Raw genomic sequence first — 24,765 nt, forward strand, 5'->3', positions numbered from 1 at the left:
TATGAGCGCTACAGTATAACGTGCTCACCTGCGCTGTGCCTGCCGAAGAGACGGTGGCTGGCTAGCCTTGCTCGACGCGATTACGCCCATGCTCCTTTGCCCGGTACAGCGCTGCATCGGCTCGCTTGAGCACCTGGTTACTGCGTTCGCCGGAACGGAATGCGCCCAGGCCGATGGAGGTGGTGATCACCACCCGCTCACCCTTGAAGTGGAATGGGCAGGCTTCGACTGTGGCGCGCAACACCTCGGCCATTTGCGCGGCGACTGCCGGCGTGGTCTGCGGCAGCAGCAGGACGAATTCCTCGCCGCCAAACCGGGCGATGAAATCACGACCCCGCAGGCGCTTGCGCAACTGGTCGGCAACGATCTTGAGGACCTTGTCCCCAGCCAGATGCCCATAGTTGTCGTTGATGCGCTTGAAATGGTCCAGGTCAAGAATCGCCATCGCCAGGTGGCCGCCGTTTTCTTGCCAGTCGAGCATTTCGCGTTCGACCCGCTCGCTCCAGGCCGCACGGTTGGGCAGGCCGGTGAGCGGGTCCAGCAGGGCTTTCTGGCGCTGCTCTTCCAAGTGCTCGCGATAGCCAAGCGCCTCATGCTCCATGCTCGCCACCCGCTCCGACAAGCCTTGCAGGCGACCGGCCAATTCCTGCTCGCGGCGATCACGCTCGTGCTTGTGCTCGTCCATGGTCACCAGCAAGCCTTCCAGGCGGTTTTCCAGAATGTGCTTGAGGCTGTCTACATCAGCGGCACCTTGCACGCTGCTCTGCAGGCCGTCGACGTGCTCACGCAATTGGCTATCCAGCTCCCGGGCAGCGGTGCTGTTGTCAGCATGGCCGGCGCTGGCCTCGTGCAGATGGCTCTGGAAACCTTCCAGGCGTTCGTTGAGCTGCTGCAGGTAGGTTTCGAATTCGTGCTGGCCGCTGTCGGTGATTGCCAGCATGAGTACTGCCAAGTCATCCAGCACCGGGATCAGCTCATACCAGTTCAATCCGCGGGCAACCCGCTCGCGCATTTCCCGCGCCTGGGCCTTGTGTCGCTCGGGCAGGCTGAGGTCATCGAGCAGACCGATCAGGGTCTGCTCGATGTGCGCGGCAACCTGGCTGTATGGCGGCTCCACTGCATAAGGCAGGGCATAGGGGCCGTCTTCACCAAAGATTTCTTCAAGGGCTTGTAAGGGTTCTGCTTCAGCCAATGCCTCGCTGGCAGCAACTGCAGCGTCCGGCACTGGCGCTTTAAGCTGTGGCAACGGGGCTGGCGGCATTTCGGTCGTTTCGATCAGCGCCGGGCCAAATGCCTCCAGCTCAAGCTCGGGCGCTTCGGCCACCTCGGCAGTCGGAGCAGCAGGGGCCGCCAGCGGTTGTAGCGCATCGACGTCATCGGGCCGCGAGGGCTCGATACTGCCAGCTGCCAAGGGCACAACCTCTGCAACTGGCAACGCCACCGGGGCAAGCTCTGCGCCTACCTGTGCATCTTCCTCGCGGCTTCCAAACAACCGCTGCAGAAAACCCGGCCGGGCTTCTTCACCCGTCTTGCCAAGGGCCGACAGCGCGCGCCCCTGCAAGCCACTCAACTCGCCCAACAGTGGCGGCAGCTCGCGTGACTGGGCAACCCCGCCGTCGAGCTTCTTCGCCAGCTTCTTCAATGACCGCGAAATATCGCTGGGTAACGGGAGACCTTGCAGTTGGCTAACCAGTGCGGTCAGCGCATCGCTGACCTGGTTCATGCGGGCTTCGCGACGCTGTTCAGAATCCAGTACAGCTTTCTCAAGGCGCGGAATCAAACCGGCGAGGCCGGCGTCCATGTTGCCGCTGCGAATGACGTCGCGCATTTCCTTCATGCATTCGTCTACCACCTTGTCACTGCCTTCGGCAGCCAGGGTGGTACGCACCAGGCCGCGACGCAGCAGGTCAAGACGGGCATCCCAACGGCGTTCGAGCTTTTCTTGCTGCTCGATGCTTTTAAGGTATTTTTCTTTCCAGCGCTCAGCGTCTTCAGTCATGCCCAGGTCCGCAAACGGTGATGGCAATTAGCTCAAAACCGGCAGCGTATCCACAGTCAATGCATCAGGCAATCGAATCTCGACAGCAACGGGAAGGTGGTCCGAAATTGGCTGCGCCAGCACCTCTACACGCTCCAGCGTGAGGCTTGAGCTGAGCAGAATATGATCAAGACAACGCTGCGGTCGCCAGCTGGGGAAAGTGGCCTCGACTTGTGGGGCGACCAGGCCCAGGTCGCGCAGCGGCGAGTGCTCGAGCAGATCGGTGGCGTGGGTGTTCATGTCGCCCATTAGCACCTGGTGACGGTAACCGCCAATCAGCTCGCGGATATAACCCAACTGCAGGGCGCGTGTCTTGGCCCCCAATGCCAGGTGCATCATCACCACTATCAGTGCATCGTCGCCTTCGCCAAACCGCACCAGGATCGCACCACGCCCGGCCGGGCCAGGCAACGGATGGTCTTCGAGCAGTTGCGGCTTCAGGCGGCTGAGCACGCCGTTGCTGTGCTGGGCAAAACGCCCAAGGTTGCGGTTTAGCTGCTGGTACCAATAGGGGAAGGCCCCCAAGTGGGCCAGGTGTTCGACCTGGTTGACGTAGCCCGAGCGCAGGCTGCCACCATCGGCCTCCTGCAAGGCCACCAGATCAAAGTCGCCCAGCAGCCTGCCGATTTTCTGCAGGTTGCCGGCACGCCCGTTATGCGGCAGCAGGTGCTGCCAGCTACGCGTCAGGTAATGGCGGTAGCGCTCGGTGCTTATACCCACCTGGATGTTGAAACTGAGCAGCCGCAGACGGCCATCCTCAGGCAGGCCCGGGGCCTGCAGGTGATGTTCGTTGACCTGCGGCTCGTGCAGGCCAATGCCACGCGTAGCTCTGAAGCGGGGCATGGGTTATGCCGCCTACTTGGCGGCGCGCTCCTTGTCGATCAACTGGTCGGCGACATTCAGCACGCCTTCCGGTCCGCCGGCAGTACCCAGGTCGAAGCGGTACTTACCGTTGACGACCAGGCTCGGTACGCCAGTGATTTCATACTTCTTCGCCAGTTCCTTGGCCTGTTTGACCTGGCCCTTGATGGCGAACGAGTCGAAGGTGGCGAGGAACTTGTCCTTGTCCACGCCTTGAGTGGCGAGGAAGTCGGCCATGTCGTTCTTGTCGGTCAGGCGTTTGTGCTGGTTCTGAATGGCATCGAACACCGCAGCATGCACCTTGTGCTCGACGCCCATGGCTTCTAGGGTCAGGAACATCTGGCCGTGTGCATCCCACGGGCCACCGAACATGGCCGGTACGCGCTTGAAGTTGACGTCCTTGGGCAGCTTTTCAGCCCAAGGATTGATGGTCGGCTCGAAGTGGTAGCAGTGCGGGCAGCCGTACCAGAACAGCTCGACGACTTCGATCTTGCCGGGCACGGAAACCGGAACAGGGTTGCTCAGCTCGATGTATTCCTTGCCAGCAACAGGCTCGGCGGCCTGAACGGCAGTCATACCGAATACGCTGGCGGCGACCAGCGCAGCGCTGAGAATCAGTTTACGCATGCTTTACTCCTGAGCAGTCATGGGTCGCCACGACGCGACCTGTACTGAGACAGGCCGGGAAGGGCTCGAGTTCTGTAGTGTAACGGCTGCGGACGGAAAAAAGGGCAGCCCGGCCGCCCTTTCATCATTGGCCTACAACATTAACCGAAGGTTAATGCAGGCCCTGGATGTAGCTGGCCAACGCTTCGATGTCGTGGTTGCTCAGCTTGCCAGCGATGGTGCGCATGGTCATGGCATCGCCATCGTTGGTGCGGTTGCCTTCGCGGAAGTCAGTGAGCTGCTTGGCCACGTACTGCGAGTGCTGCCCGCTCAGGTGCGGGAAGCCGGCCAGGGCGATGCCCGCGCCGTTAGGCGAGTGACAGCCAGTGCAGGCTGGCATGCCCTTCTCCAGGTCGCCGCCGTTGAACAGCGCACGGCCGCGCTCGACCAGCTTGGGATCGGCGGCACCCACGCTGCCTTTCTGGCTGGAGAAGTAGGCGGCGATATCGGCCAGATCCTGGTCGCTGAATGCGGTCAGCATGCCGGTCATTTCCAGCACGGTACGCTTGCCCGACTTGATATCGTGCAGTTGTTTTTCGAGATAGCGCTGGCCTTGGCCAGCCAGTTTCGGGAAGTTCGGTGCCAGGCTGTTACCGTCGGGATTGTGGCAGGCGCCACAGACGGCGGTCTTGGCCTGGCCAGCGGCGGCATCGCCTTTGATAGGTTGCGCAGCAGTGGCCGCACCAGCGACACCCAAGGTCAACAGCAGACTCACGACTAGTTTGTTCATCAGCTAATCCAACACGGCTAAGGGTGAAATGTTATGTATCGGGACTGCCGCTCATCCAAAGGATGACCAAACGGTAGTCCTCGGCACTGCAGTCCATGCACAATCCACGCGGCGGCATAGCCTTGAAACCCTGGGTCACGTGCTTCACCAGTACATCCATGCCTTGCGCCAGCCTTGGCTCCCAAGCTGCCCGGTCACCCCGTCTGGGTGCCTGTGGCAACTGCCCGGTGTGACAGCCCGCACACGTGCGGTTGTACAACACCTCGGGATCCTGTGTAGCCTGTGCGCTGAAAAACGGCAGGAACATACCGACAGCAAGCAGCCATTTCGCCATGCGGAACGACCTTCAGGGTTGGGGGCCGCGCTGCGTTCTGTTGCGCGAGCTATTGTTCGACACCCCATGCCCGTTCTCCTTCGCTGGGAGAATGAGCACACAAAAACTGGGGCATTATATACTTCCGCCATCCAAACGGAAACGACACCGCTTGCCAGGCTTGGCTCTACAAAGTCAGGCAACACCCACATCGGATATCCCATGCAAGTCAAGAACCCCATCCTCGGCCTCTGCCAGAAAGCCAAATTCGCCCTCAGCGCAGCCAAGGTCGAACAATGCCCGGACGACCAGGGTTACGAGGTGGCTTTTGCCGGCCGTTCCAACGCCGGCAAATCCAGCGCCCTCAATACCCTGACTCATGCCAGCCTGGCGCGTACCTCGAAAACTCCCGGGCGCACCCAGCTGTTGAATTTCTTCAGTCTGGACGATGAACGGCGTTTGGTCGACCTGCCGGGCTATGGTTATGCAAAAGTCCCGATTCCGCTCAAGCAGCACTGGCAGAAACACTTGGAAGCCTACCTGGGCAGCCGTGAGTGCCTGCGTGGCGTGATCCTGATGATGGACGTGCGTCACCCGATGACCGACTTCGACAAGATGATGCTCGACTGGGCCAAGGCCAGCAGCATGCCGATGCACATCCTGCTGACCAAGGCCGACAAGCTGACCCACGGCGCGGGCAAGAACACACTGCTGAAAGTGCAGTCGGAAATCCGCAAGGGCTGGGGGGATGGCGTTACTATCCAGCTGTTCTCGGCACCCAAGCGCCTGGGCGTGGAAGACGCCTACCGAGTGCTGGCGGACTGGATGGAACTGGAAGACAAGCCGGTCATTTGATGCTTTGCGCCTGAACCGTAGGAGCGGGTTTACCCGCGAAAGGGCCGGGCCTGCTCTCCACCTGCCGTTCATCGTTGCCGCCACTACCGTATTCGCGGGTAAACCCGCTCCTACACCTGATCGGGGTTGGACACGCTTTGGTGAGTGGGCGCAGGCCCTTGTAGGAGCGGGTTTACCCGTGAATGCAGCGGTGAATTCGACATCGCATTCGCGGGTAAACCCGCTCCTACAAGGGCTCAGTACAAGCCATCCAGCAAATTCCGGGCAAAAAAAACCCCGGACTTCGTATGGGGAGGGGGAAGTTCGGGGTCCAAGTCCGGACCGCTAGGGCGGGGTCCAGATATCTGCCAACACTTAACACAACATAGGAGCATCGAAGGGCTTCACCAGCCATTCAGTTACTCTGAGTTCCGCTTCACCGGTTTAGTTCCGAAGCCCATAAAACTATTTGCGATAGTTTCATGAAACTTAAGCATCCACGGCACTGAGCAGTGCCAGGATCCGCGTCACTACGCCGCAGATCCTACACAGTTTTACCTGCTCAATCAGTGAGCTTCGTCCCAATTCGCACCAACGCCTGCTTCGACAAGCAGCGGCACATCCAGCTGGGCGGCCTGACTCATGTGCTGGCGAATTTCATCTCTCACCTGCTGCACCAGGTCCTCGCGTACCTCAAGCACCAGTTCGTCGTGCACCTGCAGGATCACCCGGGCATCCAGCCCGCTCTCGCTCAACCAGTTATCCACTTTGACCATGGCCCGCTTGATGATGTCGGCAGCAGTACCCTGCATCGGCGCGTTGATCGCCGTGCGCTCGGCGCCCTTGCGCAGGGCAGGGTTCTTGGCATTGATGTCAGGCAGGTACAGCCGGCGGCCAAACAGGGTTTCGACAAAGCCTTGTTCGGCCGCCTGGGCACGAGTGCGCTCCATATAGGCCAGCACGCCGGGGTAACGGGCAAAATAGCGGTCGATGTAGTCCTGCGACTGCTTGCGGTCGACGCCGATCTGCTTGGCCAGGCCAAAGGCACTCATGCCGTAGATCAGGCCGAAGTTGATAGCCTTGGCACTGCGGCGCTGGTCGGTAGTGACGTCTTCCAGGGCCACACCGAACACTTCGGCTGCCGTGGCGCGGTGCACGTCCAAGTCGTTGCGGAAGGCATGCAGCAAGCCTTCGTCCTTGGCCAGATGGGCCATGATGCGCAGCTCGATCTGTGAATAGTCTGCCGCCAGCAGCTTGTAACCCGGGCTGGCGACGAAGGCCTGGCGGATACGCCGGCCTTCAGCGGTGCGGATCGGGATGTTCTGCAGGTTCGGGTCGCTCGACGACAACCGGCCGGTGGCCGCCACGGCCTGCTGGTAGGAGGTATGGATACGCCCGGTGCGCGGGTTGATCTGCCCCGGTAACTTGTCGGTATAGGTGCTCTTGAGCTTGCTCAGGCTGCGGTACTGCATCAGCACCTCTGGCAGCGGATAACCTTGCTCGGCCAGTTCGTCGAGCACTGCTTCGGCGGTGGATGGCTGGCCCTTGGCAGTCTTGCTCAGCACCGGCATGCCCAGCTTGTCGTAAAGGATCGCGCCCAGCTGCTTGGGCGAGCCGAGGTTGAACGCCTCACCGGCGAGCTCGTAGGCACGCAGCTCAAGCTCAGCCATCTTAACGCCCAGCTCACCGCTCTGTACTTTCAACAGTTCGGCATCGACCAGAGCACCCTGGCGCTCGATCCTGGCCAGCACCGGCACCAGCGGCATCTCGATATCCATCAGCACTGGTTGCACGCTCGGCGTTTGTGCCAGGCGGGCCTGCAATGCGTGGTGCAGGCGCAGGGTGATATCGGCGTCTTCGGCGGCGTAGGGGCCGGCCTTGTCCAGGTTGATCTGGTTGAAGGTAAGCTGCTTGGCACCCTTACCGGCGATGTCCTCGAAGGCAATCGTGGTGTGGTCGAGGTACTTCTGCGCCAGGCTGTCCATGTCATGACGGGTGGCGGTGGAGTTCAGCACGTACGACTCGAGCATGGTGTCGTAGGCCACACCGCGCATCTCGATGGCGGGGGAGCCATTGGCGAGGATGTTGATGTCGTACTTGGCGTTCTGCCCGACCTTGGCCTTGGCCGGGTCCTCCAGCAGTGGTTTCAGCGCCAGCAGCACGGCCTCGCGGTCCAGCTGGACCGGCGCGCCTTCGTAATCGTGGGCCAGCGGCACATAGGCCGCTTCATGCGGCTCGACTGCGAAGGACAGGCCGACCAACTGCGCCTGCTGGGCGTCCAGGCCGGTGGTCTCGGTGTCGAAGGCAAACAGCGGTGCCTGGCGCAGCTTCTCCAGCCAGGCGTCGAAACGGGCCTGGTCGAGAATGGTTTCGTATTTGGGCTCGACCTTGGCCGCAGGCTCCACGGCCGGGGCAACATCGTCACCGGCCTTGGCCGCATCGCGCTGCACTTCGGCGACCCAGCTCTTGAACTCCATCTCGGTGTACAACGCCAGCAGCGCCTCGCGGTCAGGTTCACCGCACACCAGCGCCTCGACCTCCACATCCAGCGGCACGTCAACCTTGATGGTGGCCAGTTCGTAGGACAGGAATGCCGCGTCGCGGTGCTCCTCCAGCTTGGCCGGCAAGGTCTTGGCGCCGCGAATGGCCAGCGCTGGCACTTTGTCCAGGTTGGCGTAAAGGTCGCTGAGACCGCCGCCGATGCCGGTCAACAGCCCCACCGCCGTTTTTTCGCCCACGCCCGGCACGCCGGGGATGTTGTCGACCTTGTCACCCATCAGGGCCAGGAAGTCGATAATGTGTTCCGGGCCGACGCCGAATTTCTCGTGCACGCCAGCCACGTCCAGCACGCTTCCGGTCATGGTGTTGACCAAGGTAATGTGCCCGTCCACCAATTGCGCCATGTCCTTGTCGCCGGTCGAGATGATCACCGGGCGACCCAGGGCGGCGCTGCTGCGCGCCAAGGTGCCGATCACGTCGTCAGCCTCGACACCCTCCACGCACAGCAGCGGGTAGCCCAGTGCCTTGACGCTGGCGTGCAGCGGCTCGATCTGTCCCCGCAGGTCGTCCGGCATACTGGGGCGGTTGGCCTTGTACTCGGCGAACATGGCATCGCGGAAGGTGCCGCCCTTGGCGTCGAACACCACGGCGAACAGGCTGTCGGGGTATTGCTTGCGCAAGCTCTTGAGCATGTTCAGCACACCCTTCACCGCACCGGTCGGCATGCCCTTGGACGTGGTCAGCGGTGGCAGCGCGTGGAAGGCGCGATAAAGGTAGGAGGAACCGTCCACCAGGACGAGGGGCGCTTGGCTCATGAGCAGAATCAACCTTTTCGACGGGTCCGGCGCTAGAATAGCCAGAATCATTGACGACAAAGGGACTAGGTTATCATGCGCACACTCAATCGCCTGTTACTGCTCGGCCTGTTGGCAACCACGCCTGTCGTCACCCTGGCGGCGGACGACGCCCCCTCGGCCGATCCCGAGGTGACCATTCGCACGGAAGGCGATAGAACCATCCAGGAATACCGGCAGAACGGCTTCCTGTATGCGATCAAGATCACGCCGAAAAACGGCAAGCCTTATTTTCTGGTACGCGCCGATGGCACTGATGCCAATTTCATTCGATCCGACCAGCCGGACATGCTGATTCCGTCCTGGAAGATCTTCGAGTGGTAAGCTGACGCGCACCGTTCACATCAACCCGGCACTTCCCGGCGGAAGTGCCCGTATGGGCAATTTTTCATCATGTCAGTCTTCACCCCCGTGACCCGGCCTGAGCTGGAAACCTTTCTGGCGCCGTACGAGCTGGGCCGTCTGCTCGACTTCCAGGGCATTGCCGCCGGTACCGAGAACAGCAATTTCTTCGTCAGCCTCGAACAGGGGGAGTTCGTCCTGACGCTGATCGAGCGTGGGCCCAGCGAGGACATGCCGTTCTTCATCGAGCTGCTCGACACCCTGCACGCCGCCGACATGCCGGTGCCCTATGCCATTCGTGACCGCGACGGCAACGGCCTGCGCGAGCTGTGCGGCAAGCCGGCATTGCTGCAGCCCAGGCTGTCGGGCAAGCACATCAAGGCCCCCAACAACCAGCACTGCGCCCAGGTCGGCGAGCTACTGGCACACATTCACCTGGCCACCCGCGAGCACATCATCGAGCGCCGCACCGACCGCGGTCTGGACTGGATGCTGGCCTCGGGTGCCGAGCTACTGCCACGCCTGACTGCAGAGCAAGCCGCATTGCTGCAGCCGGCGCTGGACGAAATCAGCGCACACAAGGCGCAGATTCTGGCCTTGCCGCGGGCAAACCTGCATGCCGACCTGTTCCGCGACAATGTGATGTTCGAAGGCACCCACCTGACCGGTGTGATCGACTTCTACAATGCCTGCTCCGGGCCGATGCTGTATGACATCGCCATCACCGTGAACGACTGGTGCCTGGATGAGCAGGGGGCAGTAGATGCACCACGCGCCCAGGCGCTGCTGGCAGCCTATGCGGCGCTGCGGCCGTTCACTGCAGCCGAAGCCGAGCTGTGGCCGGAAATGTTGCGGGTAGGCTGCGTGCGTTTCTGGCTGTCGCGCCTGATTGCGGCCGAGTCGTTTGCCGGAATGGATGTGATGATCCACGATCCGAGCGAGTTCGAAGTACGTCTGGCGCAACGCCAGCAGGTGGCTTTTCACCTGCCGTTCGCGCTGTAGACCGCGTCTGCTTCTTCGCGGGTGAACCCGCTCCTACAGGGATAGCGACAGCCTTGAGGGCTGTGCAGTACCTGTGGAAGCGGGTTCACCCGCGAAGGAGCCGGTACAGGCTTACAACTGTTCCAGGCAGCCTGCCAGGTCACCGCCCAGCTTCTCGAGCAAGCGCTCATACCCTTTGCCATCTACCGGATCGGTGCCACCCAAGGCATCCAGCTCGGCCAGGCGCACAGGCAAACCGGCAGTCAGGGTCTCGGCCAGGCGCGGCCGCAGTGGCGGCTCGCTGAACACACAGGTCTTGCCCACTTCCTGAAGACGCTGGCGCATGGCCGCCACATGTTGCGCCCCGGGCTGCACCTCGGATGCCACGCTGAACACGCCCGCGTGCTTCAAGCCATACTCAGCCTCAAAATAATCGAAGGCTTCGTGGAAGACGAAGTACGGCTTGCCGGCAATACCGGCCACCCGAGCCTTGATACGCTCATCCAACGCATCCAGGCGTTCATCGAAGGCCTTCAGGTTGCTCTGATAGCGAGCCGCATTGGCCGGATCGACCTTGGCCAGGTCAGCCGCCATTTTTGCTGCGATTACTCGCGCATTGACCGACGATAGCCACAAGTGTGCATCAAGACTGCCCGGGCGGTGGTCATGGTCGTGGTCGCTGTGGTCTTCTTCCTCATGGGAATGGCTGTCCTCGCCAAAGTGGCGCAACTTCATGCCCGGCAGCGCCTGAACAGCCACTGTGGCCTTGCTGCGGCTTCCCAGCACACGCGGAAGGAAGTTCTCCATGTCCGGGCCGATCCAGTACAGCAGGTCGGCATCGCCAACCCGCCGCACGTCAGAGGGGCGCAGCGCATAATGGTGGGGTGAAGCTCCGGGCGGCAGCAGCACGTCAGGGCTGCCAAGACCATCCTGCACGGCAGCGGCAATCTGCTGCAGGGGCTTGATACTGGTGAGCACACGCACGTCGGCCTGCGCGGAGAATGCGATGAAAGCGACAAACAGAACCAGGAATCGGGACACGGTGAATACTCGAGTCGTCAGAAACAGGTAACATAATAACGTCTCTGTCCAGAACCGTCGCTGCCCATGTCCATCACACCGCTGGCCAACCGTCCTCACGACCACTCCCATTGCGTACACAGCGCACTGGCTGAAGCCGACGCCTTGTGCACCCGCCAGGGCCTGCGCCTGACCGCCCTGCGCCGCCGTGTGCTGGAGCTGGTGTGGCAAAGCCACAAGCCGCTGGGCGCCTACGACATCCTCGCGGTGCTCAGTGAGCAGGACGGCCGCCGCGCCGCGCCGCCCACGGTGTACCGCGCGCTGGACTTCCTTCTGGAAAACGGCCTGGTGCATCGCATCGCGTCGCTCAACGCCTTCATCGGCTGCAGCCACCCCGAGCACGTGCACCAAGGCCAGTTTCTGATCTGTCGGGCCTGCCATGTGGCCATCGAGCTTGAGCAGAGCAGCATCAGCGAGGCGATCATCAACAGCGCCAAAGGCGTGGGTTTCACGGTCGAGACCCAGACCGTGGAAGTGGTCGGCCTGTGCGGTAGCTGCCGGAGCACGGCATGAGCGACGCCCTGATTCGCCTGGAGCAGGTCGGCGTCACCTTTGGCGGCGAGGCGGTGCTCGACAGCATCGACCTGTCGGTCGCCCCAGGCCAGATCGTCACCCTGATTGGCCCTAACGGGGCGGGCAAGACTACCCTGGTGCGCGCCGTACTTGGCCTGCTCAAGCCACATCGTGGCAAGGTATGGCGCAAGCCCAAGCTGCGCATTGGCTACATGCCGCAGAAGATTCAGGTTGATGCCACGCTGCCGTTGTCGGTGCTGCGCTTCCTGCGCCTGGTGCCCGGTGTAGACCGCGCGGCAGCCTTGTCGGCGCTGCAGGAAGTGGGTGCCGAGCAAGTCATCGACAGCCCGATCCAGACTATTTCCGGCGGCGAAATGCAACGCGTGCTGCTGGCCCGCGCCCTGCTGCGCGAACCCCAGTTGCTGGTGCTCGACGAACCGGTACAAGGAGTAGACGTAGTCGGCCAGACCGAGCTTTACAACCTCATCACCCGCCTGCGTGACCGCCACGGCTGCGGCGTGCTGATGGTGTCCCACGACCTGCATCTGGTCATGAGCACTACCGACCAGGTGGTGTGCCTGAACCGCCACGTGTGCTGCTCGGGCCACCCTGAGCAAGTCAGCGGTGATCCGGCATTCGTCGAGCTGTTCGGCAAGACAGCACCGAGCCTGGCCATCTACCACCATCATCACGACCACAGCCACGACCTGCATGGCTCGGTAGTCGCCCCTGGCACCCATGTTCACGGAGAGCACTGCAAGCATGGCTGACTTTCTTCTCTACGCCTTGCTTGCCGGCTTGTCCCTGGCACTGGTTGCAGGCCCACTGGGCTCCTTCGTGGTATGGCGGCGCATGGCCTATTTTGGCGACACCCTGTCTCATGCCGCGCTGCTCGGTGTGGCCCTGGGCTTTGCCCTGGACGTCAGCCCGGCACTGGCAGTAACCGTGGGCTGCCTGTTGCTGGCGATTCTGCTGGTGACATTGCAGCAACGCCAGCCGCTGGCCTCCGACACCCTCCTGGGCATCCTGGCCCCCAGCACCTTGTCGCTGGGCCTGGTGGTGCTGAGCTTCATGCACGATGTGCGCATCGACCTGATGGCTTACCTGTTCGGCGATCTGCTGGCCATCAGCCCCACCGACCTGGCCTGGATCCTCGGCGGCAGTGCACTGGTCCTGCTGCTGCTCGCTGCGCTGTGGCGGCCGCTGCTGGCGGTTACCGTGCACGAAGAACTGGCCATGGTCGAAGGCCTGCCCGTGGCCGGGCTGCGCATGGCGCTGATGCTGCTGATCGCAGTGGTGATTGCGGTAGCCATGAAAATCGTTGGCGTTTTGCTGATCACCTCACTGCTGATCATCCCTGCGGCTGCGGCACAGCGGCACGCCCGCTCACCAGAGCAGATGGCCTTGGGTGCCAGCCTGCTGGGCGTCTCTGCGGTCTGCGGCGGCCTGGCCATGTCCTGGTTCAAGGACACCCCCGCCGGGCCGTCGATCGTGGTCTGCGCCGCGGTGCTATTCTTGCTGAGCCTGGCCCTGCCAAAACGCTGAAAAGCAGGGCGTGTGCAGGCACGCCTTGCAACCTTTGGCCGGTAAAGGGTCTGTAAGGCCTATTTTCGAGCGTGCGCACCTGGGTGTAGACTTGCTCGCTTTTTGCGCAAATAGAGAGTCGCAGGAATGAAGCCGTTCGCCTCCCGTTATCTGCTTGTTGCCGCGTTTTCCCTGATCCTGGCTGCCTGCTCCAATGCGCCGGTCGACCAGGCCACCGCACCTGCCCAAGCAGATGCCTGGCAGCAGTTGCAACAGAACATCGCCAGCAACGAGCTGGCTACCGCCGAAGACCAGCTTGCAGCACTGCAGGCCCAGTCGCCGGATGATGCACGCCTGGAGCAATACCAGCGCCAACTGGCCGAAGCCTACCTGCAACGCAGCCAGATCGTCCTGCAGAAGGGCGATGTGAACGCGGCAGCTACTGCGCTGGCCCGTGCCCGGGCACTGATGCCGCAGGCGCCAGCAGTGACCGGCGGGGACGCCGTGACCCAGGCCCGCAAGGCCGAGCTGGAAAAGGCCGAGGCTGCGCTGAAGGCCGCCGAAGCCAAGCCCAAGGCACGCATCATCGACCCGACAGCGTCGAGCACCGTGGTGGCCTTGAAGACCACCGACAGCCGCGGGCTGCGCCGCCAACTGGACGACATTGCCGCGGATGTGGTGAATTACCAGTGTGAGGTGGTATTCCAGGTGCCGCGCACCGAGGATGCACCTTGGCTGAAGACCTTGCTGGAAAAACGCGTGCGCAAGATCGACGATGGGTTCGAGCTGAAGCAGAAGCATGAAATCCAGCGCTCGTTGCCGGCACAGGTGGTACTGGTCCCGCATCGGCAGTAAAAGCTTCGCGGGTAAATCCGCTCCTACAGCAGGAGCGGGTTTACCCGCGAAAAGGTCTTATCAGGCAGGAACAGCTTCAGCAGCCGCCTCCCGTTCCCACACCCGGTGACCTTCTACCGCTTTGACAAAGGCATCCACTGCCTTCTGCTCATCCCCAAGCAACAGCCCCTTGTCCTCCTTGAGCCCCAAAGATTTCACCAATTCCTTGGTCAGCACCAGCGCCTTCAGGTGCTTGTAACCCTCCAGCAAGAAATGCTTGGCCAATCCGCTAGCCGCCAGCGCATCCGTAGAAGCCTTGCCCGCAGGCACGACAATCCCGTCGAACATGATCGAAGGCATCCCCTCCATCGACGCCGCTACTGGCAATTGCTTGCCATCCGCCGCCTTCACCGGCGCCGAGGTAGGCCCCAGCAGCATTGGCCGGGCACTGTGCGCTTCCAGGGCCTTGACCAGTTTGTCCACGCTGCCAGCGTCCACGCCATCTGCCACCAGCACGGCAATCTTGCGCCCCTTGATACCCACTGAACCTGGGTGGTTCATCTGGCTCAACGCAGGCGATTGCGCCAGCTGGCTACCCTTCACCTGCACCGTACCCGCTTTCGGCGCAGGGAGGCCCAGGTTGGCCGCAACCGCCGCCGCCAGCTTCAAGTCGATGTTGGCAAGAATTTCATTCACTTCCCGGGCACGGATATGTTCACGCTCCACTTTGCCCAACTCGAAGCTGTAAGCCTTGATGATGTGCTGTTGCTCGGTCGGGCTCATGCTCTGGAAGAACAGCCGCGCCTGCGAGAAGTGATCGCCGAACGACTCACTGCGCTGGCGAATCTTGTGCGCATCGATACGCTCCTGATAGCTCTCGAAGCCGCCGTCTTGCGCCGCAGGCGGGGTTTCCTTCGGCCAGCCGCCGTCAATCGAGTTGGGCTCGTAGGAAGCCCGGCCCTTGTGCACGACGTGCTGGTGCAGCGCATCACGCTGGTTGTTGTGGTTCGGCGATACCGGCCGGTTGATCGGTATCTGGTGGAAGTTCGGCCCACCCAGGCGGCTGATCTGGGTATCGGTGTACGAGAACAGTCGGCCCTGCAGCAGCGGGTCGTTGGTAAAGTCGATACCCGGTACGATATGGCCGGGGCAGAACGCAACCTGTTCGACTTCGGCAAAGAAATTGTCCGGGTTGCGGTTGAGCACCATCTTGCCCAGCGGCGTGACGGGTACCAGTTCCTCGGGGATGATCTTGGTCGGGTCCAACAGGTCGAAGTCGAATTTGTGTTCGTCAGCCTCAGGCACAATCTGCACGCCCAGTTCCCATTCCGGGTAGTCGCCGGTTTCGATGGCTTCCCATAGGTCACGGCGCTGGAAGTCGGTGTCCTTGCCCGCCAGTTTCTGGGCTTCGTCCCACAGCAGGGAATGCACGCCCTGGCTTGGTTTCCAATGAAACTTGACGAAGCTGGCCACGCCCTCGGCATTGATCAGGCGGAAAGTATGCACGCCAAAGCCTTCCATCATTCGAAGGCTGCGCGGGATGGCGCGGTCAGACATGGCCCACATGACCATATGAGCCGACTCCGGCACCAGCGAGACGAAATCCCAGAAGGTGTCATGAGCTGAACCACCGGTAGGTATCTCGTTGTGTGGCTCTGGCTTGACCGCGTGGACAAAATCGGGGAACTTGATGGCATCCTGGATGAAAAACACCGGCATGTTGTTGCCAACCAAGTCGAAATTGCCTTCATCTGTATAGAACTTGACGGCAAAGCCACGCACATCTCGCACCGTATCGCCAGAACCGCGTGGGCCCTGAACCGTCGAGAAGCGGACAAAAACCGGGGTGATCTTTTCCGGATCTTGCAGGAAGCCGGCCTTGGTCAGCTCGGCGTGATTGCCATAGCTCTGGAAGAACCCGTGTGCCCCGGTACCGCGGGCGTGCACGATGCGCTCGGGGATTCGCTCATGGTCAAAGTGGGTGATCTTCTCGCGCATGATGAAGTCTTCAAGCAGCGACGGCCCGCGATCACCCGCCTTGAGGGAGTTCTGGTTGTCAGCAATGCGCACGCCTTGGTTGGTGCGCAGCGCATGCCCGGTCGCATCGCTGCGGTCGGCCTCCAGGCTCTGCAGCTTGGCATTGGTATTGGCCCGGTCGGGGGTCTGGGTGCCGGCGGCCTCGCTGTGCTTGGGCGCATCCGTTTTCTTGCTGGGCATGATCGGCTCTCCTCATCAGTCTTAAGGCGTGCCCGTTCAGGGCTTGTGCAAGTAGTGACTGGAGGGCGTTGCCGAGCGTTCAATCAGGATTACCGGTTGTCGCGATATGCCCGATGGATTGGTGCATGACGAAATAAATGCTAAGAACAGCTATGGGAAAAGGCTAAAATGCGCGACCCCAGCTAACCGCTGCCCCAAATTTCAATGCGCCCCACAAGGTTCGCTACGTGATCGAGTTCCAACAGGTACATAAAACCTACCGCGTTGCCGGTAGGGAAATCCCCGCACTGAATCCGACCAGCCTGACCATCGAAGATGGCCAGGTGTTCGGCCTGATCGGCCATTCCGGCGCCGGCAAAAGCACCATGCTGCGCCTGATCAACCGCCTGGAGGAGCCCTCCGGCGGCACGATCATCGTCGACGGCGAAGACGTCACCGCGTTCAACGCCAGCCAGTTGCGCGGCTTCCGCCAGCAGGTCGGGATGATTTTCCAGCACTTCAACCTGCTGGCCTCCAAGACCGTCGCCGACAACGTCGCCCTGCCACTGGCCCTGGCCGGTGAGCTGTCGCGCAGCGAAATCGACAAGCGCGTCACCGAGCTACTGGCTCGCGTTGGCCTGTCGGAGCACGCCAAAAAGTACCCGGCGCAGCTGTCCGGCGGCCAGAAGCAGCGCGTCGGCATCGCCCGCGCCCTGTCCACCAACCCGAAGATCCTGCTATGCGACGAGGCCACCAGTGCCCTCGACCCGCAAACCACGGCCTCGGTCCTGCAACTGCTGGCCGAGATCAACCGTGAACTGAAGCTGACCATCGTGCTGATCACCCACGAGATGGACGTGATCCGCCGTGTCTGCGACTGCGTGGCAGTGATGGACGCCGGTAAGATCGTCGAGCAAGGCTCGGTGGCCGAGGTGTTCCTGCACCCGCAGCACCCCACCACCAAGCGCTTCGTCCAGGAAGACGAGCAGGTCGACGAAGGCGAGCAGCGCGACGACTTTGCCCACGTTCCAGGCCGTATCGTACGCCTGACCTTCCAGGGCGACGCCACCTACGCGCCGCTGCTGGGCACCGTAGCCCGCGAAACCGGTGTCGACTACAGCATCCTCGCCGGGCGTATCGACCGCATCAAGGATGTCCCCTATGGCCAGCTCACTCTCGCCCTGATCGGCGGAGACATGGAAGCGGCGTTCGCCCGCTTCAAGGCAGCTGACGTACATATGGAGGTACTGCGTTGATGGACGCTCTGAGTTTCTTTGCCAATGTCGACTGGGCCGAAATCTGGCTGGCCACCGTCGATACCATGATCATGCTGTTCGGCTCGCTGTTCTTCACCGTGCTGCTGGGCCTGCCACTGGGTGTGCTGCTGTTCCTCTGCGGGCCAAAGCAGATGTTCGAACAAAAAGGCGTCTATGCGCTGCTGTCGCTGGTGGTCAACATCCTGCGCTCGCTGCCATTCATCATTTTGCTGATCGTGATGATCCCGTTCACCGTGCTGATCACCGGTACCTCGCTGGGCGTTGCAGGCGCCATCCCGCCGCTGGTGGTGGGTGCCACGCCGTTCTTTGCACGCCTGGTTGAAACCGCCCTGCGTGAAGTGGACCGCGGCATCATCGAGGCCACCCAGTCGATGGGCGCCACCACCCGCCAGATCATCACCAGTGCGCTGCTGCCGGAGGCCCGTCCGGGCATCTTCGCGGCCATTACCGTGACCGCCATCACCCTGGTTTCTTACACCGCCATGGCCGGTGTGGTGGGTGCCGGTGGCCTTGGCGACCTGGCTATCCGCTTCGGTTACCAGCGTTTCCAGACCGATGTGATGGTAGTGACCGTGGTACTGCTGCTGGTACTGGTTCAAGTCCTGCAGAGCGTGGGCGACAAACTGGTCGTGCATTTTTCCCGTAAGTAACCCCAATGGGGTCGGCCTGGCCGACCCGTTCGGGGGCCGTCGCGGCCCTCACAAGGAGTGATCAATGAAGAAGCTGCTTGCTGTCGCTGCCGCTGTCGCGGCCTTCTCGGCCCAGGCCGATACCCTCACCGTCGCCGCCACCCCGGTGCCGCACGCCGAGATCCTCAACTTCGTCAAACCACAACTGGCGAAAGAAGGCGTAGAGCTGAAGGTCAAGGAATTCACCGACTACATCCAGCCGAACGTGCAGGTGGCCGAAAAGCGCCTGGACGCCAACTTCTTCCAGCACCAGCCTTACCTGGATGAGTTCAACAAGGCCAAGGGCACCAGCCTGGTGAGCGTGGCCGGCGTGCACATCGAGCCACTGGGCGTGTATTCGACCAAGATCAAGAAGCTGGACGAGCTGTCCTCCGGTGCCACCGTGGTCATCCCCAACGACGCCACCAACGGCGGCCGCGCCTTGCTGCTGCTGGACAAGGCTGGTGTGATCAAGCTCAAGGACAACAAGAACATCCTGTCGACCGTGAAGGATGTTGCCGAAAACCCGAAAAACGTGAAGTTCCGTGAGCTGGAAGCCGCCACCATCCCGCGTGTGCTGACCCAGGTAGATGCAGCCCTGATCAACACCAACTACGCGCTGGAAGCCAAGCTGAACCCGGAAAAAGACGCGCTGGCCATCGAGGGCAGCGACTCGCCTTACGTGAACATCCTGGTTGCCCGCCCGGACAACAAGGACTCGGACGACATGAAGAAACTGGCGGCTGCACTGCACTCGCCCGAGGTGAAGCAGTTCATCATCGAGAAGTACAAAGGCGCTGTGGTTCCGGCGTTCTGAGCCGACCTATCACGCTCTATTCTTCGCGGGTAAACCCGCCCCTACACACATCGTTGTAGGAGCGGGTTTACCCGCGAAGCGTTTGGGGCTGACTCAATCCCGCTTGACCAGCCCAGGCAACTGCGCCCCCAGCTTCTGGTTGTTGAACGGCGCCCGAATGAACCCCCGCTGTCGCCCATCCGGCCCGACAATCGCCAGGTTACCGCTGTGATCCACGGTATACCCCGGCTTGCTGGTATCCGCCGGAATGAACGGAATGCTCAAGGCATTGGCCAGCTTCTGGGTATCCTCGATCGACCCCGCCACCCCGACAAAGTCCTTGTCGAAATAGCTCAGATACTGCTTCAGCTGGTTCGACGTGTCGCGGTTAGGGTCCACACTCACCAACACCACCTGCAGCCGGTCGACGGCATCCTTGGGCAGCTCGCTCTTCACCTGGCGCAGCTGGGCCAGGGTGGTCGGGCAGATATCCGGGCAGTAGGTGTAGCCAAAGAACAGCAGCGACCATTTGCCCTTGAGGTCATCCATCTGCACCGGCTGGCCGTCCTGGTTGGTCATGGTGACATCGGCCACGGCGCGGCTCTGAGGCAGCAGAATGATGCCCGCATCGATCAGCTCGGCAGGGTTGGGCTGGTCACGACCATTAAGCACTTTGTTGACGGTCAGGCCCATGATCAACGCGACCAGGGCAACGAGGATGAAGACGGTTTTCTGGGTTCGGGTCATAGGTTCAGCAACAGGTAGTGGTCAAGAAGCAACGCAATGAACAGCGCGAACAGGTAGCCGATAGAGTACTTGAAGGTGCCGATCGCCGCGTGCGGCCGGCTGCTACGGTACAACACCCAGGCCCATTGCAGGAAGCGCAGGCCCAAAGCCAGGGCACAGGCCAGGTACAGCGGGCCACTCATGTGGATGGCATACGGCAGCAGGCTCACTGCCAGCAAGATCAGGGTGTACAGCAGGATATGCAGCTTGGTGTAGTACTCGCCGTGGGTCACCGGCAACATCGGGATATCGGCCTTGGCGTATTCTTCCTTGCGGTGAATGGCCAGCGCCCAGAAATGCGGCGGGGTCCAGGCGAAAATGATCAGCACAAGCAGCAAGGGTTCGGCACTGACATGGCCGCTTACCGCCACCCAGCCGAGCAACGGCGGAGCGGCACCGGCCAGGCCACCGATGACGATGTTCTGGGGCGTGGCGCGCTTGAGAAAGCCAGTGTAGAGCACCGCATAACCGAGTAATGAGGCCAGGGTCAGCCAGGCGGTGAGGGCGTTGGTGAACATCAGCAGCAGGACCATGCCCAACAGGGCCAGGGCCAAGGCGAACAACAGCGCCGGCAGAGGCTCGACTCGGCCTTGGGCCAAAGGCCGTTTGTGGGTGCGCGCCATCAGCGCATCGATGCGCCGATCCACCACATGATTGACCACCGCCGCGCCACCCGCGCACAGGCCAATGCCCAGGTTGCCAAACAACAGCACGCTCCAGCTGACGCCCGCCCGGGTGGCCAGGAACATGCCCGCCAGCGAGGTGATCAGCATCAGCACCACCACCTTGGGCTTGGTCAGCTCAAGGTAATCGCGCCAGCGAGCCCGTCGTACGCTTAGAAGCGTCGCCACGAGTCGTTCCTCATATGATGGGAAATGCCCACCCCGACCACGGGCCGCAGACGCCAGCCATGGCCGACACCCACTCGAACCTTGTCGACCACTCGAATGCGGTAGTTCACCAGCACCATGCTCAGCAGCAGCATCGCCCCGCCGGCATTGTGCGCAACAGCCACCGCCAGCGGCAGGTGGAACACCACGTTGCTGATGCCCAGGCCCACTTGCAGGGCCAGCGCCAGCAGCACCAGCCGCGCCAGGCCGGGGAGACCACAGCGGTGCAGCTTCCAGCTGAGCATCAGCAGCACGCAGGTCACCAGCAGCGCGCCCAGCCTGTGGCTGATGTGGATGGCCGTGCGCGCATCACTGTCCAGCTGTCCGCCCAGGTAATTGGGGCCGACGTGCTGGGTCAGGTGGAAGCCGTTGCTGAAGTCCGCCGCCGGCCACCACTGGCCATGGCAAGTCGGCAGGTCGATGCAGGCCACGGCGGCGTAGTTGGCGCTGACCCAACCGCCCAGGGCGATCTGGCCGATTACCACCAGCAGCGCCAGCGCAGCGATCCGGCGCAGGCTCAGCGGCAGTTTAGGCAAGGGCGCAAAGGCCCGGGACAGACGCAGAGACAACAGGAACAGCAAGCTCAACGTGGTAAAGCCACCCAGCAAGTGCGCCGTGACCACCTGCGGCCATAGCTTCAGGGTGACCGTCCACATACCGAAGGCTGCCTGGGCCAGCACCACACCCAGTAGCAGCATCGGCAGGCGATAAGGCTGCCCATCACGGGCATGCCGGCGCATTGCCTGGAAAGCGAGCAGGGCGATCACCACGGCCAGGCTACCGGCAAAGTAGCGGTGGACCATCTCGGCCCAGCCCTTGGCAGCTTCCACCGGGTGCTCAGGAAAGTGCAGCTCGGCATGGGCCAACTGCGCTTCACTCTTGGGCACGCTGATAAACCCATAGCACCCCGGCCAGTCGGGGCAACCGAGGCCGGCGTGGGTCAGGCGGGTATAGGCACCGAGCAGGACGACCAGCAGTGCCAGCAGGGTGGCGAACACAGCAAGGCGAAATCCAGGTCTGGCCATGGCAGGCTCCTAGCCGATGTTGGACAGCTTGAGCAGGTGGCGCAGGTCATCCAGCACGTGCTTGCCGTTGACCTTGCCGTCGTAGCGCAGCACCAGGTTGCCGTGCGGGTCGACGATCCACAGCTGCGGGCCGGGCTCGGCAACCTTCTGCTGGTAACGTTGTGCATCCAGCGGGTAGCGCTGCAACTGCGGGTACTCGCGGCCGAGCAGTGCCTGATAGTCGGCACTCAGCGGCTGGGCGGCGGCCAGCGCGTGGCTGGCGCGGCTGGCATCACGCCCCAGCCCGACCTGAACCTGCCGAGCCAGGTACACCAGGCGCTGACAGTCTTCGGTGCAAGCCTGGGGTGCGCTGACCAGCAACTGCCAGCGATCGTCCTGCCCCGCCACGCCGAGATCGGCACGGCTTTCCCCATTGCCAATCATGGCGCCATGGTAGCTGCGGCCTTCCGGCACCCAGAATTTGAGCTTGTACATGCTGGTAGCCAGAACCATCGGCCCAAGCACCACCAGCAGAATAAGCAACAGCTGCAAACGCCCACGGGCTCTGGGTTTGCTACGTTCAGGCGCGTCCAGTGGAGTGGCGGTGGCCATGGCGTTTCTCCTTGTTTTGGTGCCAGCCGAAGTAGAGGTAGAGCAGAACCAAAGCGGTCGCCAGGGCAAACCACTGCACGGCATAGCCCACGTGTTTTTCGGGGCTCATGGCGACAACCGGCCAGTCCAGGCGATAGCTCGCCGGGCCCGGTTCCAGGCGCAATTCCTGGGCGAAGCCTTCACGATCAAGCTGTTGCCATAGCAGCGCGGCATCGATAGCGGTCAACAGATGTGGCCATTGCCCGCCGATGGGGTCCGGGTGCAGCTGGAAGGTGCTGCCAGGCGCGACATACACAGAGGTATCCAGCGCCAAGGCCTGGGCAGGGGTTTCGAAGTGCACCGGCACCCGGCGGTCCATCCATGGCAGCCAGCCACGATTGATCAGCAACCACAGGCCGCTGGCTTGGTCGTGAAAGGGCTGCAGCAGCTCGACACCGGCTTTACCGTCGCGCATGCGGTTGTCCAGCAGCACGCTGTGCTCGGCGTCGAAGCGCCCATACAGGTGCACGCGGCGGAAGGCGTTGTCTTCTTGTGAGAGGAGCTGGGCGGCGGCGATCGGCGCTTCAATCCGCCGTTCTGCATAGGTGGCCAGCAGCACGCGCTTTTCCTCGGCACGGCCGAGTTGCCAGCAACCAAGCGCAATCAACCCCGGCAGCAGTGCAAGCACCACCAGCGTCGGTACCCAGCCTGGGCGAAACGGCCTCACAGGCGCCTCGCTATACTTATCCACATCACCGCATCCCCCCGGAGTAACGCCATGCTCAAGGCCGCGATTGTCCTGATGCTGTTGGCCACCATTGCCAGCCTGTTCAGTGGCCTGGTGTTTCTGGTCAAAGATGATGAAAACTCGACCCGTCTGCTAAAGGCCCTGACTGTACGGGTGACCCTGGCAGCCCTGACCATAGGCCTGGTCGCCTGGGGCTTGATCAGCGGTCAATTGGTCTCCCAAGCCCCTTTCTGAAGTTCTCACCCGCCCCTACAGGGTTTTCGTATTCACAACACATAGACAAAGATGAACAACCCCACCCACACCACATCGACGAAGTGCCAGTACCAACTGGCCGCCTCGAAGCCGAAGTGTTTTTCCGGGTTGAAATGCCCGCGCAGAATGCGCACGAACATCACAATCAGAATGATCGTGCCCAATGTCACGTGGGCACCGTGGAAGCCGGTCAGCATGAAAAACGTCGCACCGTAGATTCCTGAGCCCAGTGTCAGCCCCAGCTTGGTATAGGCCTCGTAGTACTCGAAGGCCTGCAGCGCGATAAAACTGATGCCCAGGACAATGGTCAGCGCCATCCAGAATTTCAGCGGACCGCGGTGGTCACGGCGCAAGGCGTGGTGGGCAATGGTGATTGTCACACTGGAACTGACCAGCAGGATGGTGTTGATCAGCGGCAGGTGCCACGGGTCGATCACCTCCTTGGGGGGAGGGAACAGCTTGGGGTCGGGGGTGTGCAGCAGCGGCCAGGTGAATTCGAAGGTTGGCCACAGCATGTGCGCAACACCTTTGGCCCCTTCGCCACCCAGCCAAGGTCCCGCCAGTACGCGTACATAGAACAGCGCACCGAAGAAGGCCAGGAAGAACATCACTTCGGAGAAGATGAACCAGCTCATGCCCCAGCGGAACGAGCGGTCCAGCTGCGGGCTGTACAACCCGGCGCGGCTCTCCTTGACCACTGCCCCAAACCAGCCGAACAGCATGTAGGCCAGAAACAACGCACCCACGAAGAAAATCAGCGGCCCGTGCGAATCCGGGTGGCCCGCCTTCATGTCGTTGAACCAGGTGCCCAGGCCGAATACCGTGATGAACATGCCGATGGTGGCGATGATCGGCCATTTGCTCTGCGCCGGAACGTAGTAATGCTCATGACTTGCCATTGCTGTTCTCCTTCCCTTAACGGGCGCCCTGGACGTCCTGGGCCGCGACATGCGCGACCGGCGGGTGGCGAGCGGTGATGTCGAACAAGGTGTAGGCCAGCGTCAGGTGCTTCACGCTGGCCGGCAGGTCGCGGTCGACGATAAAGCGCACTGGCATCTCGATACGTTCGCCGGGCTGCAGCACCTGCTGGGTAAAGCAGAAGCACTCGGTCTTGTGGAAGTAGGCCGCGGCCTCGGCCGGGGTAATGCTGGGTATTGCCTGTGCACTCATCGGCCGGTCGGTCGGGTTGTGGGCAATGAAGATCATCTGATTCACCGCCCCCGGGTTGACCTCCAGTTGGTCGGCAGTGGAGTAGAAGTCCCAGACCATGTCGCTGGCATTGGTCGACATGAACTGCACCCGCACCGCACGGGTCGGGTCACTGACCTGGCTACCTTCGTATTGGCCGCCGGTCTTGCCGTTGATACCGAAGGCTCTGCACATCACGTCGTAGATCGGCACCAGCGCGAAGCCGAACGCGAACATCACCACCGTCAGCATCAACAGGCGCGTTACCAGGCGTTTCACCGACAGGCCGTTCATGGC

The 24,765-nt window shown here is 62.0% G+C and carries 26 protein-coding genes; 11 read left to right on the forward strand and 15 right to left on the reverse strand.

The window, feature by feature from the left end:
- Positions 1-61: 61 nt before the first annotated feature.
- The 5 genes from J3A98_RS23815 to J3A98_RS23835 all read right to left on the reverse strand — a co-directional run bounded on the left by J3A98_RS23815 (position 62) and on the right by J3A98_RS23835 (position 4,629).
- Positions 62-1,999: a GGDEF domain-containing protein gene (locus J3A98_RS23815; protein WP_209968910.1), complete on the reverse strand. Its 1,938-nt coding sequence runs from the start codon at positions 1,997-1,999 to the stop codon at positions 62-64.
- Positions 2,000-2,026: 27 nt separating this feature from the next.
- Positions 2,027-2,881 (reverse strand): endonuclease/exonuclease/phosphatase family protein, encoded by an 855-nt coding sequence (locus J3A98_RS23820; RefSeq protein WP_103443600.1) that lies wholly within the window; start codon positions 2,879-2,881, stop codon positions 2,027-2,029.
- Positions 2,882-2,893: 12 nt separating this feature from the next.
- A complete protein-coding gene (gene dsbA / locus J3A98_RS23825; RefSeq protein WP_020191156.1) occupies positions 2,894-3,526 on the reverse strand; it encodes a thiol:disulfide interchange protein DsbA in 633 nt (210 codons plus the stop codon).
- A 151-nt stretch (positions 3,527-3,677) separates the two neighbouring features.
- The gene (locus J3A98_RS23830; protein WP_176683016.1) at positions 3,678-4,295 is read right to left on the reverse strand and encodes a c-type cytochrome; all 618 of its coding nucleotides are present in this window, start codon (positions 4,293-4,295) and stop codon (positions 3,678-3,680) included.
- Between the two features lie 31 nt (positions 4,296-4,326).
- Positions 4,327-4,629 carry a c-type cytochrome gene (locus J3A98_RS23835; RefSeq protein WP_209968914.1) on the reverse strand — a complete coding sequence of 101 codons (303 nt, stop codon included), beginning with the start codon at positions 4,627-4,629 and terminating at the stop codon, positions 4,327-4,329.
- A gap of 201 nt (positions 4,630-4,830) precedes the next feature.
- Here J3A98_RS23835 and yihA point away from each other — a divergent pair, with 201 nt between their 5' ends.
- A complete protein-coding gene (gene yihA / locus J3A98_RS23840) occupies positions 4,831-5,463 on the forward strand; it encodes a ribosome biogenesis GTP-binding protein YihA/YsxC (RefSeq protein WP_003252993.1) in 633 nt (210 codons plus the stop codon).
- A 545-nt stretch (positions 5,464-6,008) separates the two neighbouring features.
- On the opposite strand, the gene polA is transcribed toward yihA, so the two are convergent.
- The gene (polA, locus tag J3A98_RS23845; protein ID WP_209968917.1) at positions 6,009-8,756 is read right to left on the reverse strand and encodes a DNA polymerase I; all 2,748 of its coding nucleotides are present in this window, start codon (positions 8,754-8,756) and stop codon (positions 6,009-6,011) included.
- Positions 8,757-8,831: 75 nt separating this feature from the next.
- Here polA and J3A98_RS23850 point away from each other — a divergent pair, with 75 nt between their 5' ends.
- Both J3A98_RS23850 and J3A98_RS23855 read left to right on the forward strand, forming a co-directional pair.
- Positions 8,832-9,119 carry a DUF2782 domain-containing protein gene (locus tag J3A98_RS23850; protein ID WP_176683014.1) on the forward strand — a complete coding sequence of 96 codons (288 nt, stop codon included), beginning with the start codon at positions 8,832-8,834 and terminating at the stop codon, positions 9,117-9,119.
- Between the two features lie 69 nt (positions 9,120-9,188).
- Positions 9,189-10,139 (forward strand): homoserine kinase, encoded by a 951-nt coding sequence (locus tag J3A98_RS23855; protein WP_209968920.1) that lies wholly within the window; start codon positions 9,189-9,191, stop codon positions 10,137-10,139.
- Positions 10,140-10,250: 111 nt separating this feature from the next.
- Here the strand turns inward: J3A98_RS23855 and J3A98_RS23860 are convergent, their stop codons facing one another.
- Positions 10,251-11,159, reverse strand: coding sequence for a zinc ABC transporter substrate-binding protein (locus J3A98_RS23860; protein WP_209968923.1), 909 nt, complete (start codon positions 11,157-11,159; stop codon positions 10,251-10,253).
- A 66-nt stretch (positions 11,160-11,225) separates the two neighbouring features.
- Here J3A98_RS23860 and zur point away from each other — a divergent pair, with 66 nt between their 5' ends.
- From zur to J3A98_RS23880, 4 genes are all read left to right on the forward strand, one after another.
- The gene (zur, locus tag J3A98_RS23865; protein WP_176683011.1) at positions 11,226-11,711 is read left to right on the forward strand and encodes a zinc uptake transcriptional repressor Zur; all 486 of its coding nucleotides are present in this window, start codon (positions 11,226-11,228) and stop codon (positions 11,709-11,711) included.
- Positions 11,708-12,481 (forward strand): zinc ABC transporter ATP-binding protein ZnuC, encoded by a 774-nt coding sequence (gene znuC / locus J3A98_RS23870; RefSeq protein WP_209968926.1) that lies wholly within the window; start codon positions 11,708-11,710, stop codon positions 12,479-12,481. The genes zur and znuC overlap by 4 nt, the downstream gene beginning before the upstream one ends.
- Positions 12,474-13,256, forward strand: coding sequence for a zinc ABC transporter permease subunit ZnuB (znuB, locus tag J3A98_RS23875; RefSeq protein WP_176683010.1), 783 nt, complete (start codon positions 12,474-12,476; stop codon positions 13,254-13,256). Before znuC ends, znuB begins: the two co-directional genes overlap by 8 nt.
- A 126-nt stretch (positions 13,257-13,382) precedes the next feature.
- On the forward strand, positions 13,383-14,090 hold the full coding sequence (locus J3A98_RS23880; RefSeq protein WP_209968930.1) for a PA5502 family lipoprotein: 708 nt from the start codon (positions 13,383-13,385) through the stop codon (positions 14,088-14,090).
- A gap of 60 nt (positions 14,091-14,150) precedes the next feature.
- Here the strand turns inward: J3A98_RS23880 and katE are convergent, their stop codons facing one another.
- Positions 14,151-16,286 carry a catalase HPII gene (gene katE / locus J3A98_RS23885; protein ID WP_209968934.1) on the reverse strand — a complete coding sequence of 712 codons (2,136 nt, stop codon included), beginning with the start codon at positions 16,284-16,286 and terminating at the stop codon, positions 14,151-14,153.
- 227 nt (positions 16,287-16,513) lie between these two features.
- Between katE and J3A98_RS23890 the strand changes: the two genes are divergently transcribed.
- From J3A98_RS23890 to J3A98_RS23900, 3 genes are all read left to right on the forward strand, one after another.
- On the forward strand, positions 16,514-17,521 hold the full coding sequence (locus J3A98_RS23890) for a methionine ABC transporter ATP-binding protein (RefSeq protein WP_209968937.1): 1,008 nt from the start codon (positions 16,514-16,516) through the stop codon (positions 17,519-17,521).
- Positions 17,521-18,192, forward strand: coding sequence for a methionine ABC transporter permease (locus J3A98_RS23895; protein ID WP_021784592.1), 672 nt, complete (start codon positions 17,521-17,523; stop codon positions 18,190-18,192). Before J3A98_RS23890 ends, J3A98_RS23895 begins: the two co-directional genes overlap by 1 nt.
- A 64-nt stretch (positions 18,193-18,256) precedes the next feature.
- Entirely contained in the window at positions 18,257-19,027 is a 771-nt protein-coding gene (locus tag J3A98_RS23900; RefSeq protein WP_010951512.1) for a MetQ/NlpA family ABC transporter substrate-binding protein, read from the forward strand.
- 93 nt (positions 19,028-19,120) lie between these two features.
- Here J3A98_RS23900 and J3A98_RS23905 read toward each other — a convergent pair whose 3' ends face one another.
- Genes J3A98_RS23905 through J3A98_RS23925 form a run of 5 tightly spaced genes read right to left on the reverse strand, consistent with a single transcriptional unit; the run spans position 19,121 to position 23,004 of the window.
- Entirely contained in the window at positions 19,121-19,753 is a 633-nt protein-coding gene (locus J3A98_RS23905; RefSeq protein ID WP_209968941.1) for an SCO family protein, read from the reverse strand.
- Positions 19,750-20,643 carry a heme o synthase gene (gene cyoE, locus J3A98_RS23910; protein ID WP_209968946.1) on the reverse strand — a complete coding sequence of 298 codons (894 nt, stop codon included), beginning with the start codon at positions 20,641-20,643 and terminating at the stop codon, positions 19,750-19,752. Before cyoE ends, J3A98_RS23905 begins: the two co-directional genes overlap by 4 nt.
- Positions 20,628-21,707, reverse strand: coding sequence for a COX15/CtaA family protein (locus J3A98_RS23915; protein WP_020191166.1), 1,080 nt, complete (start codon positions 21,705-21,707; stop codon positions 20,628-20,630). Before J3A98_RS23915 ends, cyoE begins: the two co-directional genes overlap by 16 nt.
- A gap of 9 nt (positions 21,708-21,716) precedes the next feature.
- Positions 21,717-22,298 carry a hypothetical protein gene (locus tag J3A98_RS23920; protein ID WP_209968950.1) on the reverse strand — a complete coding sequence of 194 codons (582 nt, stop codon included), beginning with the start codon at positions 22,296-22,298 and terminating at the stop codon, positions 21,717-21,719.
- Positions 22,267-23,004, reverse strand: a complete 738-nt coding sequence (locus J3A98_RS23925) for an SURF1 family protein (RefSeq protein WP_209969946.1) — start codon at positions 23,002-23,004, stop codon at positions 22,267-22,269. The genes J3A98_RS23920 and J3A98_RS23925 overlap by 32 nt, the downstream gene beginning before the upstream one ends.
- A gap of 51 nt (positions 23,005-23,055) precedes the next feature.
- Between J3A98_RS23925 and J3A98_RS23930 the strand changes: the two genes are divergently transcribed.
- Positions 23,056-23,259 carry a twin transmembrane helix small protein gene (locus tag J3A98_RS23930; protein WP_176683003.1) on the forward strand — a complete coding sequence of 68 codons (204 nt, stop codon included), beginning with the start codon at positions 23,056-23,058 and terminating at the stop codon, positions 23,257-23,259.
- 32 nt (positions 23,260-23,291) lie between these two features.
- Here the strand turns inward: J3A98_RS23930 and J3A98_RS23935 are convergent, their stop codons facing one another.
- Together J3A98_RS23935 and J3A98_RS23940 are read right to left on the reverse strand one after the other, a co-directional pair.
- Positions 23,292-24,179, reverse strand: a complete 888-nt coding sequence (locus J3A98_RS23935) for a cytochrome c oxidase subunit 3 (RefSeq protein WP_176683002.1) — start codon at positions 24,177-24,179, stop codon at positions 23,292-23,294.
- A gap of 16 nt (positions 24,180-24,195) precedes the next feature.
- Positions 24,196-24,762, reverse strand: coding sequence for a cytochrome c oxidase assembly protein (locus tag J3A98_RS23940; RefSeq protein ID WP_176683001.1), 567 nt, complete (start codon positions 24,760-24,762; stop codon positions 24,196-24,198).
- Between the last annotated feature and the right edge of the window lie 3 nt (positions 24,763-24,765).

Source organism: Pseudomonas sp. BP6 (assembly GCF_017875935.1).
GTDB classification, from domain to species: Bacteria; Pseudomonadota; Gammaproteobacteria; order Pseudomonadales; family Pseudomonadaceae; genus Aquipseudomonas; species Aquipseudomonas putida_Y.

Excerpts from the sequence above, each read along its gene's own strand:
- J3A98_RS23830 (WP_176683016.1), bottom strand. The coding sequence starts at position 4,295 with ATGAACAAACTAGTCGTGAGTCTGCTGTTGACCTTGGGTGTCGCTGGT.
- J3A98_RS23930 (WP_176683003.1), top strand. The coding sequence starts at position 23,056 with ATGCTCAAGGCCGCGATTGTCCTGATGCTGTTGGCCACCATTGCCAGC.
- znuB (WP_176683010.1), top strand. The coding sequence starts at position 12,474 with ATGGCTGACTTTCTTCTCTACGCCTTGCTTGCCGGCTTGTCCCTGGCA.
- yihA (WP_003252993.1), top strand. The coding sequence starts at position 4,831 with ATGCAAGTCAAGAACCCCATCCTCGGCCTCTGCCAGAAAGCCAAATTC.
- J3A98_RS23935 (WP_176683002.1), bottom strand. The coding sequence starts at position 24,179 with ATGGCAAGTCATGAGCATTACTACGTTCCGGCGCAGAGCAAATGGCCG.
- J3A98_RS23920 (WP_209968950.1), bottom strand. The coding sequence starts at position 22,298 with ATGGCCACCGCCACTCCACTGGACGCGCCTGAACGTAGCAAACCCAGA.
- J3A98_RS23835 (WP_209968914.1), bottom strand. The coding sequence starts at position 4,629 with ATGGCGAAATGGCTGCTTGCTGTCGGTATGTTCCTGCCGTTTTTCAGC.
- J3A98_RS23895 (WP_021784592.1), top strand. The coding sequence starts at position 17,521 with ATGGACGCTCTGAGTTTCTTTGCCAATGTCGACTGGGCCGAAATCTGG.
- J3A98_RS23900 (WP_010951512.1), top strand. The coding sequence starts at position 18,257 with ATGAAGAAGCTGCTTGCTGTCGCTGCCGCTGTCGCGGCCTTCTCGGCC.
- J3A98_RS23815 (WP_209968910.1), bottom strand. The coding sequence starts at position 1,999 with ATGACTGAAGACGCTGAGCGCTGGAAAGAAAAATACCTTAAAAGCATC.
- polA (WP_209968917.1), bottom strand. The coding sequence starts at position 8,756 with ATGAGCCAAGCGCCCCTCGTCCTGGTGGACGGTTCCTCCTACCTTTAT.
- zur (WP_176683011.1), top strand. The coding sequence starts at position 11,226 with ATGTCCATCACACCGCTGGCCAACCGTCCTCACGACCACTCCCATTGC.
- J3A98_RS23855 (WP_209968920.1), top strand. The coding sequence starts at position 9,189 with ATGTCAGTCTTCACCCCCGTGACCCGGCCTGAGCTGGAAACCTTTCTG.
- znuC (WP_209968926.1), top strand. The coding sequence starts at position 11,708 with ATGAGCGACGCCCTGATTCGCCTGGAGCAGGTCGGCGTCACCTTTGGC.
- J3A98_RS23820 (WP_103443600.1), bottom strand. The coding sequence starts at position 2,881 with ATGCCCCGCTTCAGAGCTACGCGTGGCATTGGCCTGCACGAGCCGCAG.
- J3A98_RS23915 (WP_020191166.1), bottom strand. The coding sequence starts at position 21,707 with ATGGCCAGACCTGGATTTCGCCTTGCTGTGTTCGCCACCCTGCTGGCA.
- J3A98_RS23880 (WP_209968930.1), top strand. The coding sequence starts at position 13,383 with ATGAAGCCGTTCGCCTCCCGTTATCTGCTTGTTGCCGCGTTTTCCCTG.
- J3A98_RS23940 (WP_176683001.1), bottom strand. The coding sequence starts at position 24,762 with ATGAACGGCCTGTCGGTGAAACGCCTGGTAACGCGCCTGTTGATGCTG.
- J3A98_RS23905 (WP_209968941.1), bottom strand. The coding sequence starts at position 19,753 with ATGACCCGAACCCAGAAAACCGTCTTCATCCTCGTTGCCCTGGTCGCG.
- katE (WP_209968934.1), bottom strand. The coding sequence starts at position 16,286 with ATGCCCAGCAAGAAAACGGATGCGCCCAAGCACAGCGAGGCCGCCGGC.
- J3A98_RS23850 (WP_176683014.1), top strand. The coding sequence starts at position 8,832 with ATGCGCACACTCAATCGCCTGTTACTGCTCGGCCTGTTGGCAACCACG.
- dsbA (WP_020191156.1), bottom strand. The coding sequence starts at position 3,526 with ATGCGTAAACTGATTCTCAGCGCTGCGCTGGTCGCCGCCAGCGTATTC.